General features: G+C 49.6%; 10 protein-coding genes and 1 pseudogene. 4 read left to right on the top strand and 7 right to left on the bottom strand.

The annotated features are described in order from the left end of the window. Positions 1-45 precede the first annotated feature (45 nt). A pseudogene (locus tag IEX01_RS12010) lies at positions 46-1,871 on the top strand (glycoside hydrolase family 15 protein). A 36-nt stretch (positions 1,872-1,907) separates the two neighbouring features. Here IEX01_RS12010 and IEX01_RS12015 read toward each other — a convergent pair. Then, complete coding sequence (locus IEX01_RS12015; protein WP_188723902.1) at positions 1,908-3,875, bottom strand: PhoX family protein; 1,968 nt, start codon at positions 3,873-3,875, stop codon at positions 1,908-1,910. A 392-nt stretch (positions 3,876-4,267) separates the two neighbouring features. Here IEX01_RS12015 and IEX01_RS12020 point away from each other — a divergent pair, with 392 nt between their 5' ends. Both IEX01_RS12020 and IEX01_RS12025 read left to right on the top strand, forming a co-directional pair. Beyond that, positions 4,268-4,798, top strand: a complete 531-nt coding sequence (locus IEX01_RS12020) for a type IV secretion protein Rhs (RefSeq protein WP_188723903.1) — start codon at positions 4,268-4,270, stop codon at positions 4,796-4,798. Positions 4,799-4,800: 2 nt separating this feature from the next. Continuing rightward, the gene (locus IEX01_RS12025; protein ID WP_188723904.1) at positions 4,801-5,241 is read left to right on the top strand and encodes a putative T6SS immunity periplasmic lipoprotein; all 441 of its coding nucleotides are present in this window, start codon (positions 4,801-4,803) and stop codon (positions 5,239-5,241) included. Positions 5,242-5,290: 49 nt separating this feature from the next. Here IEX01_RS12025 and IEX01_RS12030 read toward each other — a convergent pair whose 3' ends face one another. Further along, a complete protein-coding gene (locus tag IEX01_RS12030) occupies positions 5,291-5,617 on the bottom strand; it encodes a hypothetical protein (RefSeq protein WP_188723905.1) in 327 nt (108 codons plus the stop codon). 511 nt (positions 5,618-6,128) lie between these two features. Between IEX01_RS12030 and IEX01_RS12035 the strand changes: the two genes are divergently transcribed. Beyond that, on the top strand, positions 6,129-6,605 hold the full coding sequence (locus IEX01_RS12035; RefSeq protein WP_188723906.1) for a GNAT family N-acetyltransferase: 477 nt from the start codon (positions 6,129-6,131) through the stop codon (positions 6,603-6,605). Positions 6,606-6,669: 64 nt separating this feature from the next. Here IEX01_RS12035 and IEX01_RS12040 read toward each other — a convergent pair whose 3' ends face one another. The 5 genes from IEX01_RS12040 to IEX01_RS12060 all read right to left on the bottom strand — a co-directional run bounded on the left by IEX01_RS12040 (position 6,670) and on the right by IEX01_RS12060 (position 16,959). Further along, entirely contained in the window at positions 6,670-7,209 is a 540-nt protein-coding gene (locus IEX01_RS12040; RefSeq protein ID WP_308423947.1) for a hypothetical protein, read from the bottom strand. A 406-nt stretch (positions 7,210-7,615) separates the two neighbouring features. Continuing rightward, positions 7,616-8,527, bottom strand: a complete 912-nt coding sequence (locus tag IEX01_RS12045; protein ID WP_188723907.1) for a hypothetical protein — start codon at positions 8,525-8,527, stop codon at positions 7,616-7,618. 45 nt (positions 8,528-8,572) lie between these two features. Next, on the bottom strand, positions 8,573-12,424 hold the full coding sequence (locus tag IEX01_RS12050; RefSeq protein ID WP_188723908.1) for a hypothetical protein: 3,852 nt from the start codon (positions 12,422-12,424) through the stop codon (positions 8,573-8,575). Between the two features lie 435 nt (positions 12,425-12,859). After that, positions 12,860-16,174, bottom strand: a complete 3,315-nt coding sequence (locus IEX01_RS12055; RefSeq protein WP_188723909.1) for an NERD domain-containing protein — start codon at positions 16,172-16,174, stop codon at positions 12,860-12,862. Then, a complete protein-coding gene (locus IEX01_RS12060) occupies positions 16,171-16,959 on the bottom strand; it encodes an AbiJ-NTD4 domain-containing protein (RefSeq protein WP_188723910.1) in 789 nt (262 codons plus the stop codon). The genes IEX01_RS12055 and IEX01_RS12060 overlap by 4 nt, the downstream gene beginning before the upstream one ends. Positions 16,960-17,413: the final 454 nt, after the last annotated feature.

Below are 17,413 nucleotides of genomic sequence, written 5' to 3' on the forward strand. Positions count from 1 at the left end.
CTGAAGGACAACGGATTACTTTTGTCACCAGGGAACCCGTCACACGTGAAAAATAAAACCTATCGATCTCCCGCCAGAGAAGACGGCTACGCTGAGCTTGGCGATTACGCCGCGATTGGCGAGGGCCGCTCGGTCGCCTTAATCGCCCCGGATGGCGCCATCGACTGGTGGTGCGTGCCTGACCTGGATTCACCGCCGCTGTTTGACCGTATCCTGGATGCAAACCTGGGCGGTTTTTTTAAGCTGGCGCCGGAAGAGGAGTGGGAGATGTCCCGCAGCTACCGCGACGACAGCAACGTGCTGGAAACGCGCTATACCACCGCCTCCGGCGAAGTGCTGATCACCGAGTCGATTAACAGCACCTTCGCCGGGCGTTTACCGTGGAGCGAGCTGGCGCGTCGGGTTGAAGGAATAAAAGGCGAAGTGCGGCTGCGCCTTGAGATGAAACTCGGCACCCAGGCGGAGAAACTCTCGCCGTGGCTCGACAGGGTGCAAAAGAAGCCTGTTTTTCACGCAGGCGACCTGATGGTGATGCCGCGCTTTTCCGATGAGGTAGTTATCGACCGCAGCGACGATGAAGGCCTTGTCGCTACGCTCACCACGTCGCCCGGCTCGCGCGCCGTGGTGGGGCTGGTGGCGACGGAAAAAGAGCCGCTGGCGGTACCGCCCGTCGGGAAAATCGACCAGCGCATCGAGACCAGCCATGCCCCTGGTGCGACTGGGTCAACAACCTCACCTGGGAAGGGCCGTTTCCAGAACATATTAAACGCTCTGCGCTGGCGCTGAAGTTTCTCTGGTACGCGCCGACCGGGGCGCTGGCCGCCTCCGCCACCTGTTCGCTGCCGGAAGGCCTCGGTAAGGAAAAAAACTACGACTACCGCTACGCCTGGGTGCGCGACGCCTGCTTGATCATTAAATCGTTCGTTTACCTCGGCGCGCTGGAGGACTGTAAAGCCGCGTTCTCGTGGCTCACCTCCACCATCATCCGCCACGACGCCGAGCTGCGCGCCTGCTACACATTGCAGGGCGATTTTGTGCCCGCAGAGCGCTACCCGGAGCTGGAGGGCTACCGGGGCTCGAAGCCGGTGCGGGTCGGCAACAACGCCCGCACCCAGCAGCAGCTCAGCATGTATGGCGATCTCCTCGCCACCGCCCGGCTCTTTATTGAGGTCGGCCACGTGCTGGATCTCGCCACATCGCGCCTGCTGGGCCACCTGGCGAACCGCTGCGCGGACTCCTGGCGCCAACGCGATTCCGGCATCTGGGAACTGCCCGAAGAGCAGCACTACACCCATTCGAAAATGGCCTGCTGGCTGGCGCTTGACCAGGCGGTGGCACTGGCGGAAGGCGGGCACATCGAGCCGACGTGGAAAGGGCGCTGGGAGCGCGAGCGCGACCGCATCCGCGATTGGGTGGAGGAGCACTGCTGGAGCGAGTCCCGCCAGGCTTATACTTTTTACCCGGGCAGCGAGCGGCTCGACGCCGCCATTACGCTCACGCATTACTATGGCAGCCGGGTCAACCGCAAGCGCATGCTCGCCACGCTGGAGGCGATTTATCAGGAGCTGGGCCACAACAGCCCGATGCTCTACCGCTATTCCGGTGTGGAAGTGGAAGAGAGCACCTTCGTCGCCTGCGCTTTCTGGCGCGTCGAGGCGCTGGCGGAGCTGAAAAAAACCGGGCAGGCGCAGAAAGATATGCAGGAGATCCTGGACACCCTCTGCAACACCGGCAATATCCAGATCTTCAACGAGATGTACGACACCCGCACGCAGAGCTGGCGCGGCAACATGCCGCTTGGGCTGAGCCACCTGGCGTTTATCTGCGCGGCCAATGCGCTTTCAGATAACAACCCCGGCCACCGCGTATAAAAAAGAGGCCCGCAGGCCTCTTTTTTTCAGGGTGCGTCAGGTGCCGATGATGCCGCCGTCGGCTTTAGTGATAACCACGGTTGAGGAGCGCGGACGACCCGCTTTATCGCCATCCGGCCAGCTGGAGACCGCCGTCGGGTTCGCCGGGTCGGTGAGATCGTCCCCGCCTTCGCCCGGGTGCTGGATGTTAATAAACAGCGTGCGGTTATCCGGCGTAAAGGCGATGCCGGTGATTTCGCAGCCGCGCGGGCCAGTCAGGAAACGGCGGTACTCGTTGGTGCCGGGAATGGTCGCCACCATCTGGTTGTTGCCCATCCCTTCGTACGCTTTTTTGTTGATGGTGCTGGAGGAGACGTCGGTCTGGATCCAGAGCACGCCGCGCGGGTCGAAGGAGAGGCCGTCAGGGCTGCCGAACGCCGCGCCTTTCATCGAGCCTTTCGCTTTTTCGTCCTCGCCGTCGGTGCGGCCCGCCATCACCAGAATGTCGCACGTAAAGCGCGGCGCGGCCGGGTCACTGTTCTCTTCCACCCAGTGCATGATGTGGCCGAAGACGTTGTTGGCGCGCGGGTTGGCGGCATCGACCGGCGCTTTGCCCTCTTTGCCGCGGTCGCTGTTGTTGGTCAATGTGCAGTAGACGCTGCCTGCGGCGTGCGGGTCCACGGCTATCCACTCCGGGCGGTCCATCTTCGTGGCGCCCACCACGTCCGCCGCCATGCGGGTTTTGATAAGCAGGTCGCCCTGGTTTGCGAAGCCGTTACTGCTGTCGAGGCCGCCCTCGCCGTGCACCAGCGGCAGCCATACGCCGCTGCCGTCGTCGTTAAACTTCGCCACATACAGCGTGCCGGACTCCAGCAGCGACAGGTTTGCTTCGCGGTTCGCCGGGTCATATTTTTTGTCCGACACGAACTTATAGATGTATTCGAACTTCTGGTCGTCGCCCATATAGACCACCACGCGGTTATCCGGCGCGATGGTTACCGCCGCGCCTTCATGCTTGATGCGGCCCAGCGCGGTGTGCTTGCGCGGCGTCGAGTTCGGGTTATACGGGTCTATCTCCACTACCCAGCCGAAGCGGTTCGGCTCGTTCGGCGTTTTGTCGACGTTGAAGCGCTCGTCCACTTCGTTCCAGCGGTATGAGTCGTCGCTGTCGCTGATGCCGTAGCGTTTTTCCAGCGCGTTCATCTCGCCTTTTTTCACAAAAATATCGGACCAGTTCTCCTCACAGGTGAGGTAGGTGCCCCACGGCGTGTGGCCGTTGGCGCAGTTCTGCATGGTGCCGAGCACCACTTCGCCTTTGCTGTCGGCGGCGGTTTTCATCAGGTCGTTGTGGCGGGCCGGGCCGCTTAGCTGCATTGGGGTGTTGACGGTAATGCGGCGGGCGAACGCGGAGGGGCGCACCACTTCCCACTGCTGGCCGTTTTTCTTCACTTCGATAACCGACACGCCCATGGCGTTCTGGCCTTTGCGCGCTTTGTCGGCGCTCCAGTTCGCCACGCCGTCTTTGAACAGCATGCCGTTGTCGATGTATTCATGGTTCATCGCCAGCAGGCCGTGGTCGGCGCTTTCGCCGCCCTGCGGCAGGCTGAACCACGCCATGCCGTCGTGATGCATGCCCGCCTGCGCGGCCTGCTCTTCGGTGGTGTTACTGCCATCTTTTTTAAACGCAGGCAGGTTGCCCTTAAGGCCCACCGCGTCGCCCCAGCGGTAGAACGGACGCGCGATGTATCCTTCCGGGACGATCACGGTGTCTTCTGAAGAGACCGGGATGCTGGTAAAGCCCAGCGAGACCGCTTTCGCGATTTTTGACGGGCTGGCGCCGCTGGCGGCCAGGGCGTTTTCAGACTTCAGCAACAGAGGGAAGGAGACGGCGGCGCCCGCCACCACGCCGAGCTGTAAAAAGCGGCGGCGGGAAAGAAAGGCGTCGGCAACGTCCGAGAACACCGGGTTGCTGCTGCGGTTGCTGATCTCTTCACTGTGTTCTTTTTTGATTAATGGTCTGCTCATAGTGGCTTCCTGTCATGTGCTGCCAGAGGGGCATTCGAAGAACGTAAGCCAGTGTAGGGGTGGATTGTTACACTTTTATAACAAGTGGGGTGAATGGGGAAGATAAGGGTACAAAGCAGATATATTTATCAGTTACTCGGTTATTTCACGATAAATTCCCATATGTCATTTTTTAACCTTTTGTAGTTTTAAATAATATTGGAGGCTTTTTAATGGTCGAGGTAATTATAAAGCCATCCTGATTGTTAACCTGGCAATAACACCGTTTTACCGGGAGTTTAAGATATTATTTATCGTTTCAGTGTTGGTTTGTTTTTATTAATAATCAGAACGTCGTTAAAATTAAAGGGAGGAAAGCTACTTTATTAATAATGCTTTTAACAGGAACCGTTATGCGGCAGGAAAAGGAAGGCACGCTACGACTGCTCACGCCTGGAGAGCTCCGTTTAGCAAGAAGCGTTTTTGGCAACGCTATCACTTACCCTAAGGTATGGATTCATCATGGAAGTTATTTTCCTTTGGGGCTACAAGGAAAAAACACCTCAATGGCGCCCGATGGTGAGATATATTTCAGGAACTGGTATGCAAGCGATTTTTCCATTCAACCTGCGGACTATCAACACACTTTTATTCACGAGATGGGGCATGTCTGGCAGCGAGAGCGTGGCATGCATGTTATGCTCAGAGGCTTGCTAAGTTGGGGGGCTAACTATCACTACCGGCTTGATAACCGACTTCTCTGGCAATACCCTATGGAGCAGCAAGCACAAGTCATTGCGGATTATTTTGTTTTAAGTAAATTTGGATACCGGATTTGGTTAGTATTACGCGGTAATAGAATGGTAACGCTGGATGGCGATCTCAGGGAAGAGGTGATAAGGCCTCTTTATCTGAGAGCATTGTCAGGGTTCCCGGGGAGATAAATATGAAAAGTGGAATTTACAATATAATTCGGGCCGCTCTGGGTTTGTCACTGGTTGTTACGCTTACCGGTTGCCCTGGTTATGGCGACATCATGGTGCCAGTGGAGACGACCAGCGTGACCATAAACAATGATAATGTTTGCTTTTTTGTAGCGAACCAAAGGGATTATCAACCCATTATCATAGCCATTAACCCCAGGGGTATTCCCTTGAAAGCCCAGTCGTTTACCGACAGACCAAACCTTAAAGTCAGTGAAGGGCAGTTATGTATTCCTCCCTCATTTTATCGATTCGAGAATGGCAGGCAGTACGTTGCTGACTATGTACTAACACCCAATGGCGTCGATGCTAGAGATAAGTTCGTTGCGCGACGCGTTGTTGTGGCTTTCGAAATTGCAGATGGGCAGGCGCATCTTCTCAAGCTAAATAATGATGAATATTAACTGCCAGAATTGATAAGCTTCATTCCGGCGTTAATGTTTTAAAAAGAAGTTAGCCTTGTTTCCGTAAAAATTTAGCTGATTTCCAGGCAAGCGGCAGAGGAGTAATAGCCAGCGAAAAAATACAAAAAATGATAACGCCCAGAAAATATAACGGGCCATTAGTGTTGTTGGATGTGGCTGAGGCATAACCTGCGAAAAAGAGTAGCGCAATGCTTAACAAACAGGCGCCATACAAACGCCTTTTAAGCTCAATTAACACTATATGGAGTGTTTGGCCCTTACGATTTGGATTAGCGAGTTCGCGGCATAGCTTATCTATTTCCATGTCAGTAAAACCATTCGCCCGTAGCTTAGCTGCCATTTGATGGTCAATCATCCTGTCGCTTCCTTAATCACCTCTGACAGCAAATTATACATGCGCATTCGTTAAGGATAAAAGCGTGATGCGAAGCGAGGCATAACAGAAATTTAGGAAGATTAGAAACACGGACCTTGAGTTTATGCTCCATGCAGACCGATAACGGGCGGGCTCAGGTCGGTAGCGATCTATGGGTGAAATTCCCTTTTCTGTTTCTTAAGGAATTCAGGCATCACTTAAACAGGATTGAGTAAGCCTGAGAATCGCCAACAACAGGAAAACCCGCCAAGGGCTTTCATTTTACGGGTTTTCAAGAGCTTGATGTTGCGGATTATGTGCTGTCGCCGAATGGGTTGGATGGGGGTGACAAGTTTACCAATCGCAGCGTGACGGTAGGTTTTGAAATCGCCAATGGTCGCGCATATTTCATCAAGCTAAATAACAACGAGTATTAACCGCCAGAATCAGGGGTGCCTTATTCTGGCGTTAATGCTTAGAACTGTCTTTTTCAGCGCCACGGATGAAGATTATGTCACTGACTATTAGCTACGCCACGCTTGATGAGATTGTTAGCCTCTATCATCGCATCCCGGAATTCACATTGCCTGTAGATAACGCGGCGCTGCAACAGCGCATTGGTGCTTCTGCTGCCTGCGCGCTGATTGCTTATGTTGGCGAAAAACCAGCAGGTTTTAAGCTCGGCTATGCACTGGATAAAGACAACTTCTATAGCTGGCTTGGCGGCGTGCTGCCTGAGTACCGACGAGACGGGGTTGCGCAGGCATTGCTGGAAGCACAGGAAAACTGGGCGAAAGAGAAAGGTTATAAAAGCATATCGGTAAAGACGCGCAATAGCTTTCCGGCCATGCTGATGATGCTGGTAAAAAATGGGTATCAGGTGATTGAGCTGGAGAAGAAAGGCGAGGTGGTAGATTACCGGTTGGTGTTGAGGAAGGAGCTGGATGCAGCAAATGGTGCAGATATTCAACTGCGCTTCGGGCAGTGATAACGGGATATAGAAGCAAGCCCGCCGGTTTCACCTTTGGGCTGCCGCAAACATTCTTTATAAATTACTTTGCCTTGGCAGGAGCAGGGTTAGCAGTAACAGAAAGATATTTTTTCAGCCCCGGAGTGCGCTTCACACCACTTGGATCAGACAAGAAAGGAATACGTAAACGTAGCGACTCTGACACGTTTATTGTCCACGTTGTATCGCCAATAAATTTAAAACTAACACTGTTCCCGATAGTGGTTAACTCCTCAAAGTATCCGGAGGCGTATTCGTTACCTAAGTGAAGCGTTTCCAGAAGGCCCTGATTAGTATGTATGAGCACAATAGTTAGTGCTTCTTCGAATATCACATCGTCAGTGATGAAAAGAAGGTACCGATGGGTATCGACCTTAACAGCGGCTTCCAGCACTTGCCCTGGCACCTCTATTCCGGTGGGTTTGCCTTCAACAATAACCGCCGATTTTGCCTGAGAGAAATCCGTCGCTTCTTGGTTTTTTTCTAATGTTACCGTGCTGACTGTTTGCATCTTTAACTCCACATAAGTCCCATCTGCTAGGCCGCAAGTGCCCCACCAACAAAACCACCAATCAATACGCATACCGGTGCGCCTGGGCCACACATTAGCCCTGCTATTGCGCCAGAGGCAGCTGCGCCGGCTATTCCTGCTCCGTTGATAGCTATTTGCCGTCCTGTTTCTGAAATCTTGTTTTCAGCGGTGTATATTTCATAAACAGAAATAGCGATAGAGAGCACGATAAGACCTTTACCTGCATGCAAAAGCCGCCTCATTTGAAAATTCACCTACGGATTTGATTTTCCCGCAGATTCGATAATGCTGGCATACACCTTATAATGATGTGAGCATTATAATGTGTGTTGTAGTAATTATTTCTACACGAGGCACAGAGAAATAGGCTCAAATTTATAGGATGAACGCAGCCTCGGTGGTAGTCACAAATAATTATTTGAACAGGTCTTCTCTTTTGCAGGAAGGCCCGTTTACATTAAGGGTAAATTATATATCCCATAATCGCGCAAATTAAACGGTAATCATTAACGTAGAAGATTTCCGGATTTTCAGCACTTTGCTTACCGATAAAGAAGACGTGAGCTCTCTCTTTAGTTTTTTTATTTACTGCTTCTTTTGCTTCTTCCTGCACAGTTTCAAGCTCATTCAAAAGCATAGTCCTTTTGGCTTTTGACCAGTATCCCCACTCAACGTGTAGTTTATAGCTACGCGAGGGCTTAAACTTACCAGATTCGTCTTTTACCCATTCTCCCGAGAGCGGAATGACAATTCGGTTTTCGTCTTGCTCAAATTTCTGCCACAACAACTGTGAATAAAAAATTCGGCGCTCAGGGTAAGGCTGAACCGGATCTTTAAGTTTTTTAAACGCGGTCATGTAAGTATCGGCATCAATACTAGGGATATTTAATGACATACCACGGTCATACGGGAAGCGAATAAATGCCCTACAAATCTGGCGAATAGCATTAACCGGGCGGCGGGATTGCCGCGCTGGAGCATTTCCCTCACTGGATGCTGATGTTGTAGAACGTATTGGATTGGGTTTGTTGTTGCTACCAGTAGTGTCAGGATCAACAACAGGTCGTTGTTCAATCAGTTTTAACCCTGCGGGCATCAAACCCGGTGCGCTGTCCAGCATGTGGTGGACGCTTTTCTTGTGTCCCTGTTTAACCACTGTGCTTTCAGCATCAGCATCGCAGTTAATATGCTCTTTTCCAGGCATTTTATTAAACGAAGGTCTTTTCTTACTTCCTTTTTGCCAAGCAGAAGGATACATTTCAATCCCACATCCCCAGCATACGTAACCGTTCGTATCTACAACATCAAGTAACCAAAGATCTTCTGCCTCAATAATCTCACTGGTATATTTATCACGTGCAGATTCCATGATTTCTCCTTTAAACAGAATTCCTGTGAAGGCGGCTACTAGCCTTCATTCAAACCGTTGTTCCAATGCCTCATCTTCCAATCGCTCACGTTCTTTTTCCTTTTCAACCCAGTTAGTCAGTTTTTCATAAACAGCTCTAGCCGACTTAGAAATGTCTGCACGCTCGTGGGTGACCAACCGGCCTATCGCTTCAACCCTGGGTTGCATCACGTTCGCACGACTACCGGACCATGATGAAGGTGCTACGTGTTCGGCAAAGATCTCAAGGACGGCTCGTGGCTCGGGTGAGGCTTCTAGAAATCTCAGAGCATCATCCTGCAAGCAAATAGGACTTTGCTCCCCGTCTTTTGACCATAGATTAATACCTGAAGCGACTGAAGCCCAAACCTGAGGGTCTTTAGTGGTCGCGCACCATACAATCAAAATATCTACATCGATTTTCGCAATAGGAGACTGATGTGAATCATCATGATTGATGAAATGCAGCCGCCTCTGTTGTTGATCCTCCGTACCATCAAAAATGCGACTGAGAAATTCTTTTGGCATCCATGCAGCGGTGATACCGATAGCGTCTTCGAAAGAATAAATGTAGCCAAAATGCTCATCAACAACAGCGAAGATTGTATTCAGCCATTCTAGCTTTTCAGCCTCGTTGCCATCGAAGCGCAATGTGGCATCGATAACACGTTCCATTGCATAATCCAGATATCCGCCGAGATCGTTGTGATCTCTTTGGAACCTCTGGATTGCAGCGGATAGTCCGATTGTTCGTAGCGCAAGACCTAGTGTATCCGTAGCATCTCCTTTATCAGCTAGTTTCATACTCAGTGCTTCCAATACTACTTCATCACCATTCGGTTTACTCAGCAGCCTTTGAGCAAGCTCGAGAACCCTGCTTTCTGGCAAATTAGAGAATTGCTCACCCCACAGAATTGCCCCATACATATGGGGCCGTATGTCAGAGTCATCCAGAAGCGACATGCAACGATCCAGATCGATTTCAGTAAACGCCTGCCAAGGATGTAGGTTGACTAATTCGAATCGAAGTTCGGAATGTTGTGCGCACTGATCGAGCAGTTCCTGCGCTAATGCTTTATCGATAGAATTCGTCTCTTCTATGAAACCTCGAATAACAGAAAAATCACTTTGAGATTTATGCTGTAGATTCATTTGAGTGATGAGTTTCTGCCAATAAACTCGTAGGTCAGGTGCTCCTTTAGCTAAGCCTTTACCGAATTCGACGCGATAGGGCATCCCATCTCGTAAGAATAAATTAGGGCCTAACTCATCAAGTTCATGCATGGATACTGCAAAGTCTTGCCCTAACTGGAACGCTTTTGCGTTAAGTATTTCCTTTATTTTTATGAATTTGTTAGGCCCCTCACGCTCAAAATCGGCATTCAGCGCCCAAAAATCACGCCCCTTACTGAGTACATAAGCCATGACTGCCGGAACCAAGTCATTAGGCTCCAATTCTCGTTCCAATGTCACAAGTCCTTCCGGCAAAGGATCTAAATCTTCGTTGTCATTTCTTTTGGTATGGGAAAAGTATATTGTTGAGCGGACCGCTTTCCAGCCTTCACCCCAAGGACGATGGGCATGTAATTTGCGAGCCGCATCAAGTAATTTTGACCTCATTCCTTCCTGACGCCAAATCCAGCGAAATTTATTAGCTAAGATCAGCCGAGCATCGTCTTCAAGTTCGGGAACTCTTGAAGTTCCTAATCTCACCATAATGTCGATGAAGGTGATTAGCCACTCAACAAGCTCATTGTAGCTGGGCCGAAATCCATAATCTCTTGGCCGGGCACCAAACTCATTAATCCCGAATCCTGTCCACGGTGGTCCGCCGAGAGCAGTTTCAAGCATTTCGAGCCCCAGCCTTCTACGTCCGGCCATACTTGAACCAATGCATTCATTCATGACCGCAACACGTTGTTCTAAAGAGGCATGGGTACCGGATAGATAAGGTTGGAAAAACGTCTTTATCTTATTTCGAGCCGAATCATAATTATTGCTCGCGCTTTCCTGATCTGCGATACGGATTAAGAGCTTAATGCATCGTTCAAAGTACTTCGATTCATATGCAAGTAACTGCAACAATTTGATAATTGCTGTTCGTTGTGGGTTGTAGCGTGATTTAAAATGCTCAAAATGAGACGTAACAAGTGTTTCTTCGATCCGCTCAAGCAAAGCTCCCGGGGCAACTGGAGCGACATAATTCAGAATGCTTGTCGATACATCATCTAGGTCTATTATTTTTCCAAGCAGCCCTTCGGGCTGTAACCAAGCTTCAACAATCTCTTTAGCCACAGCATGGCTGTGCAATAGTCCCAACCTGTGCGCGAACGACATCAATAATCGTGGTCGATCCGGAGCTTCAAAGGTCGTCCTAAGTTGATCAATCGGAATACTATTAAGTGCAGATGCCGCCAACTTGTTAGCAATGGCATGGGGAAGGATGGCTCTCCAGTGGGATCTTTTCTGAACAACGTGACGTTCCATCAACTTCGTAACAGTTTTGAATAACTGGATTTTGGGATACCCAGAGAGCGCACCCAATATTTCCAGTTCATCGGTAGCTGCATCTGGACTAGATATCGAGAACGAATACACCAGTGACAATATTTCAGCTTGCTCCCGTAAATGGCCGTCGGGATGATTACGTTGTTCAAACAAGCGATTAAACAACTGCGCATCTGAAAGTAGGGCTAAACTCTCACCTTCCTCCACTCTTTCCGCTATAGCCAAAGCCACTCTTGCATTCCCATCTGCGAACTCTGCAATCCGACGGGCATTATTCTGACCAATAGAAGGGAAGCGACGGATAAGAAGTTGCTCTGCCACCTCTGGACCATCTGTCTCAATGTGGATGACCTCAGTTGTCTGTGGTTTGTCATCCCTAATGTCGTACTCGATCGTGATGAGACTTACTTCTTTCCCTGCGGCTGATACTTTGCTGGCAAGCGAAGCATGGAGTTCTGATGGGCAATTATCAAGGATCATAATTGCTCGTCGGCCTTCAGCGAGCAGGTTATCAAGCATTGCTGTAGCCGACGGTACTGGCTCATAGCCAGTATCAACATAAATAGCAACTGTCCGGTCAAGCGCATCTGTTCCAACAGTTTCATCGAAGAGCGCCTGAACGATTCGAGTCTTCCCAACACCAGACAATCCTGTAATACGAACAGCCTTATTCGTCGAACGGATCAGTGCTCGCATTGGGTTAATTGCTTCATCAATTTTGAGTTTTTGCCCCTTTCCCGATGGTAAAGTAATGGTTACGCCTGGGGCTGAGATTAAAGTGTCTGTAACACCTTGTGATGGATTGCTCCAGGCTCCGTAGGGTTGCCAGCCGGAATACCCTTGCCCAAGCTTTGCTTTTACCCACAGCATGACTGATGGATGTTGGCGCAACCATTGGATGAGTTTGGAGCGGTCGTAGAAATCAAGATGAAGATAACTTTCGTTAGGATCATCTTTTACAGCATCCCTCATCGCTTTGAGACGATCCTTCTTTCCTGACGGCGAGCAATCATCACCCAGGCTGACAATGATGTAACTGCCTTGCTTTCTGGCTTGTTCAGAAATGATGGGAGAAAGTGCTTTGCCGGTGCCAATTTCCCTCTCAATTGCAGCCTTAGGCATCTTATGTTTCTTTGCCTGAAAGACCGTATCAGGTCTTACAAGAAAGCCTGCTTTCAGTTGATCAACTGGAACCTGAACATGGATGTCAATTCCTCCGTCAGGGGCTGTAATTGAACCAGACCAATTTACACATGCAGGGCTATGGCCGTGCATTGCCACTTCAGCTTCTGCTAGCCGAGCTATCAGGTCTTCTAGCTGAGTATCGGAAAGCCGAAGTAATTCGTCCTTTTCAATGTCAAAGATTGCCACGCCTTCACCTTAGTAAAAAATTTTTGTCCTGGTTCTTACACTATGGATACACATTCGTGCGCCTCGCACGCTTCAAAGCAAGCTCTGTTTGAGTTTGGGGAGAAACTTGGTGAATAAATGAACCTGCCCCAATATATGCGTACAGAGGGCCTTTATCGAACTCGATATTTCACCTTTGAGAAAAGCTTGTTCAAAATAATGTATCGCCGAGCGTATCTGAATTTGTCTTGAGGAAGAGAGACCTAGATTTGAATTCACCGAAAACCGGGTAACTTCCATCTGTACTCCTGAAAAATTGATTGTGTATTAGGTTCGCTTTCGCTGATACACCGAGTAAACCTATCCACTATCAACCGCCTCTCGATAATTGTGGACAAAGAGAACCGGACTAGCGCATTGAATTTTATAATTTTTCGGCATTCAAAGCTGACGCATCTACTTCAAATAACGAATACGGTCTTCAATCTTCTGGATCGCGTTGAGTGCTTCATGACCTAGCTCCTCTTCGTCGCAAAGGCTGCGTAAACGTTGCAGGTCATCGGCGTCACCAAATTGCCCAATCACTTGAATGGAAAAGGAAGCTATGCTCGCCCGATCATTCATTAACCCGTGTTCGTGGTACGTTTTCTGCGACTCATGGTTGGTCAATGCATCGCGGCAGATAGCCAGGGCTGTTTTCGGATAGCGCGTTGCAACGTTAACTCTTGCACCATCCGTAGACAACATTCGTGATGTTGAAGACCATAGTGCTCCGGCACTTGCCGTAGCGGAGTAAGTCAGTAACGTAGTCCGCGCATTAAGAGTCTGAGGCGAGGACTCGAGTTCACTATTGTTCAGCTTGCAAGCCCAGTAAGTTAACTCCCCGCAGGCCTGCATAGCTTCATCAATATCGACAGGTGATGTCGTATTAGTAGGAAGTGGAAGGCCCAAAATCCCCATCGCTTCGTGCGCTGCAAAAAAAACTTCGACAGCATCTTGCGGCATGACCGACCTTTTGGCTGGCAACGTAAGCCATGGTTCAATAGCCTCGGAAACTGCTGGGTCACCGAATTTTGCGAGCTGACTAATTAGAGTACTGACAAACAAAACATACTCGGTACTCGCCCCTTTGAGTGACTTGAAGAGGAACTCCTGTTTCTGATCCTTGGCGAGATTGTTTATCTCTTCCCAATAAATGCTGTCATAGGGGTGATCGAACTGTCGAGAGAAGATATTCCATGCTCGCGTCTCGGACTGCGTTCCTGACTCGGAGAACACACTTTCGAGCTCCTTTAAGACCACCGCTCTGTAGTTTTCCTCTTCGGCATCTAGTCCACCTAAACCCTTAAGCGCATCCAAAATCAAAGAGTTCATAAATATGCCCAATTTGTCTATGGAATCTTCTAGTGCCAAGATCATCTTTGCCTTGACGGAATCATCCACATTATTTAAGTGGACACAAAAGTCTATCGTGTCTAGCTGGAGGTGGTAGGGCAAGCTTTTCAGATGTTTAAGAAGATTCAACACACATGGCGCTGCCCATGATTCTTGCTTCGTGAACTTGGTGATTCCGAGAATGACGTAGAATTCGCTATGCGTGCTCGCTTCCTTCCATGATTTTTTCAAAGCTTCACTAAATTTACCCCCTGGGCTATGGCGAAAACTAAGGCCGCCACTATGGACGAAGGACACAAGCTGCGAAAGCGCTATCTTACGATTAAACACATAGGCTTGGCTAAATGTCTCGTGCCGAAGTGGCACCTTTTTGGCTATTGCTTCTTCATAGAGATCACGATTGGCTTCGGCAATTTTCTCGTCCATGACGCGACATGCTGTCATGATTTGCTCTAAGTAGACACCCTGCATTAAAAGCCAGCCGATAGCGGGAAGAAAAACTTCGAATTTCGAGAGGATTGGCCGATTAACTCCAGTTTCAATTGAACAGCTATGCCATCCCTCGCCATTTAGTAGGAAGCGCAGTTCAGAAATCTCTGCGATCATTTCGGCAATTATCACATCGAGCTTTGCTTTTACAATACGTCTCGCGGTATCTCCACACTCTCCCCGCACGCAAGACTCAAGGATGCCCCGATCAGTTGTCTTCTCCAAAATATCCCTTAGCGTCGAATCGTCTTCCATCGCGCCGACAATAAGAGTCTTAGAACCAGTTAATCGTGGAGATCGTAGAAAAGCTTGCACACGCTCAGAGTCTGTGCGCGCTACACGAATCGCAGATTCCGCTATGAAGGCATAGAAAAACATTTCATGAGAGAAACTAAGTCTGTGACCGCGCTGTAGCACAAGCCGTGAGTCAAGGATCGCGTGCCGAGTTGTGTCTGTTACGCTTGTTGCATCGCAAAATCTGTCGAACTCTCGAATGGACATACTAAACGCAGTTTGAGAGATTAGTTCTTCTGCAAACCCGGAAAGAGCCCTAATTCCCGCAGTTGCGAAACTGCCTAGGCGCATCCTGGCGACCGTGTCGAATAGAACAAACGTACTTGCCCCGGCAGGCAAAGATGTGGCCGCCTGCCCAATGAGTTCCGCTTCAAGCCCAGAGAGTGCTATCTTAAGTAGGGCTTGGCAGTTCATGAAGTTTTCATCTTCTTGGCTAAGTTTTGCGATCTGTGACTTCAGTGCATGTTGCGGCGGGCGGACTTGAATCTCTTCGACGGGCAAAAGCTCTTGTCTAGCCAATGCACCTTGTGAGGTGATAACGACGCCGGCACCATAGCGTAGTGAAAACGCTTGAATACTGCGTGTCAAAGCAATTTGCAAATGCTCTGGGCATTCGTTGTAGCCATCAATAAACAGGACAATATGCCTTACAAGGAGACGACTTGCTCTCAGTACATCGCGCACGGAAGCGCCGAGTAACATAAGCTCGGCATCAATTATTTTCTGAAGCTTGCCCTCGAAGTCTTTGCCTTGTATGTGGATAGGCAGTAAACCAGCCTGCATACATTCTGTGGCGATACGTGCACTCAGCAAGGACTTTCCACATCCTGATGGCCCCCTGATCAGAAGCGCAGATCGCGATGACATCGCCTTCTTTAGAATATTTGATGCCGAAATCAGTTTGTCATCAAGGAGGTATTGGTCTTGTAACAGTCGTGCACCAGTTGGCCCATGATACTCCAAGAAAGCGGATTCATAACAAGACGCTGTTCGCTCCGATATGAGCACAGTTTCATCAATTGCTGCATCTATTCCCGATACGCCTTCAAGGTTTAAATGGGCTGCGAGTGCTTGGCATTGATCTTCACTTAGCAAGGCTCCTGATATTGAACCGAGAGCAATCTTGATCGCATCCAGTCCGCCAGATTTCACCTTGAAGTCACTCGGTGGCAATGAGGAGCCAGATGGAATCGCTGGCGTAATGGCTAATAAGGCGTTGGGATACCCGGAAAGAGTGCCGAATAACTCGACCATTGAATCACGCAATGCATTTTTGGCATCCAACGCTTGAGTGTACCCGTTGCGTAGCTTTCGGCTACCGTACGGTCCGACTTGCGTCCAGCGGCCGTTCACACCTCCCTTGATGGGCAGTGTGTATCCCTTAGCTTCAATAACGAGAGTCGTTGTGGCGGAAAAGACTGCAACATCAACCTGACGCCCGTTAACGTTGAAGTTGGCGAATATGTAGGCCCATCCAGTGCCCTTTTCTAGAATATCGCAAACGGTGACCAAGACATCGCGATCCGAGGCGTGTTCTATCCGTTCCCCGATAAATAGCCGAATGCCGTTCCCATAGTGGCGTGCTGTACTCATAAGGTTGAATTACCTGTACGACGCGCTAAATATCGACATAGCACTCCACTCACCCCGACCATCAATTCCGCTTCTTCAAACTCAGGGGGCTTTTTTTCCATGAGATGCCTGCCGAAGTTGGCGGAGTAGGCCCATGCCTTCTCTACGATCTGATCTACAGGCTTGGGAAAAAGCCCGGGATTTCGCTGGATCAATTGACCAAGCGTGTCCTTACTTCCTATAACGTCTCGCGCCACGCATTCCAGAGTAGCCATCGCATGCTGGATCGCTCCACTAATTTCAGGTTGAGGCCTGCGTGATAGATCCTGCAGAGCCTCGTGTAGCTCATATGCTGCGGTCGTGCGATGCTGCTGGGAGAGTAGTAATTGTCCTTCTTTCACTGCTATCTCGAAGGCTTCAGTACCTCGCATTTGAATCTTTTGATCGAGAAGCTGCCAACCGATGCCGACCACCCTAAAATAGCTGTTAACTTCTCCCGAAAAGTCACCGCCCTTGTAAAGAGACTTTTCAGCTAAATGCTCAATGAAATCGTAGACCTCGAACCATTCAAGCTCGTCCATCAGGATTCTGACTTCGTCATCAATATTCGGATACTCTGACCAGTTGCTCTTATCTGGAGTTTTATAAAGGATGCCGCACAACCTATGATGAAGTTCGCTGGGGGCGAAGCCAGATCGGTAGGCGATAGGCACGATCGCCGCTCTCAGCGATTCTGGAGCTTCGTGTCTGATGCTGATTTCTGCGTCAGGTCTTGAATAACCCTGTCGCCTGGAAAACGAGCCCATAGTTCCTCCTTAACCGTAGCCCCCAAGCTACCATATTCCCATTTAAATTTCTTAGCTGCTGAATCTGGTTTTCGCCGTATCCGGCTGATAATCATGCTGTTAACATTACTATCAAGCTAAGGACATTTTGTGACCTAGCATGATTTTCGCGACTCGCTGTTTGGTGCGCGTTGAGATGTTCGTCCTCGCCACACGCCTTAATTTATAGAGCAGAGTTCGAGGACGGATTTCAGCTTGGTGTGTTAGGCAAAAGTCGGTATCACGTTTTCATTCTTGGCTAGCGAATATTGTGCAAAGCGATTCGCATGGCAGAGACGCAAGGAAGTATTTCGTTTATTATATTTTTGTATTGACTTGTGGCTTTGGTTGCAAGATCGATTGGTGCAGCTACACCAAGGTGATCGGATGCAATTAAAAAGCCTGTTTTCCTTACGTAAGCATTTTGAATCAAACA

The organism is Franconibacter daqui (assembly GCF_014644275.1).
GTDB lineage: Bacteria > Pseudomonadota > Gammaproteobacteria > Enterobacterales > Enterobacteriaceae > Franconibacter > Franconibacter pulveris.

Coding starts and splice junctions, on each gene's coding strand:
- IEX01_RS12015 (WP_188723902.1), bottom strand. CDS start 3,875: ATGAGCAGACCATTAATCAAAAAAGAACACAGTGAAGAGATCAGCAAC.
- IEX01_RS12030 (WP_188723905.1), bottom strand. CDS start 5,617: ATGATTGACCATCAAATGGCAGCTAAGCTACGGGCGAATGGTTTTACT.
- IEX01_RS12035 (WP_188723906.1), top strand. CDS start 6,129: ATGTCACTGACTATTAGCTACGCCACGCTTGATGAGATTGTTAGCCTC.
- IEX01_RS12020 (WP_188723903.1), top strand. CDS start 4,268: ATGCGGCAGGAAAAGGAAGGCACGCTACGACTGCTCACGCCTGGAGAG.
- IEX01_RS12040 (WP_308423947.1), bottom strand. CDS start 7,209: ATGCGTATTGATTGGTGGTTTTGTTGGTGGGGCACTTGCGGCCTAGCA.
- IEX01_RS12055 (WP_188723909.1), bottom strand. CDS start 16,174: ATGAGTACAGCACGCCACTATGGGAACGGCATTCGGCTATTTATCGGG.
- IEX01_RS12025 (WP_188723904.1), top strand. CDS start 4,801: ATGAAAAGTGGAATTTACAATATAATTCGGGCCGCTCTGGGTTTGTCA.
- IEX01_RS12045 (WP_188723907.1), bottom strand. CDS start 8,527: ATGGAATCTGCACGTGATAAATATACCAGTGAGATTATTGAGGCAGAA.
- IEX01_RS12060 (WP_188723910.1), bottom strand. CDS start 16,959: ATGGGCTCGTTTTCCAGGCGACAGGGTTATTCAAGACCTGACGCAGAA.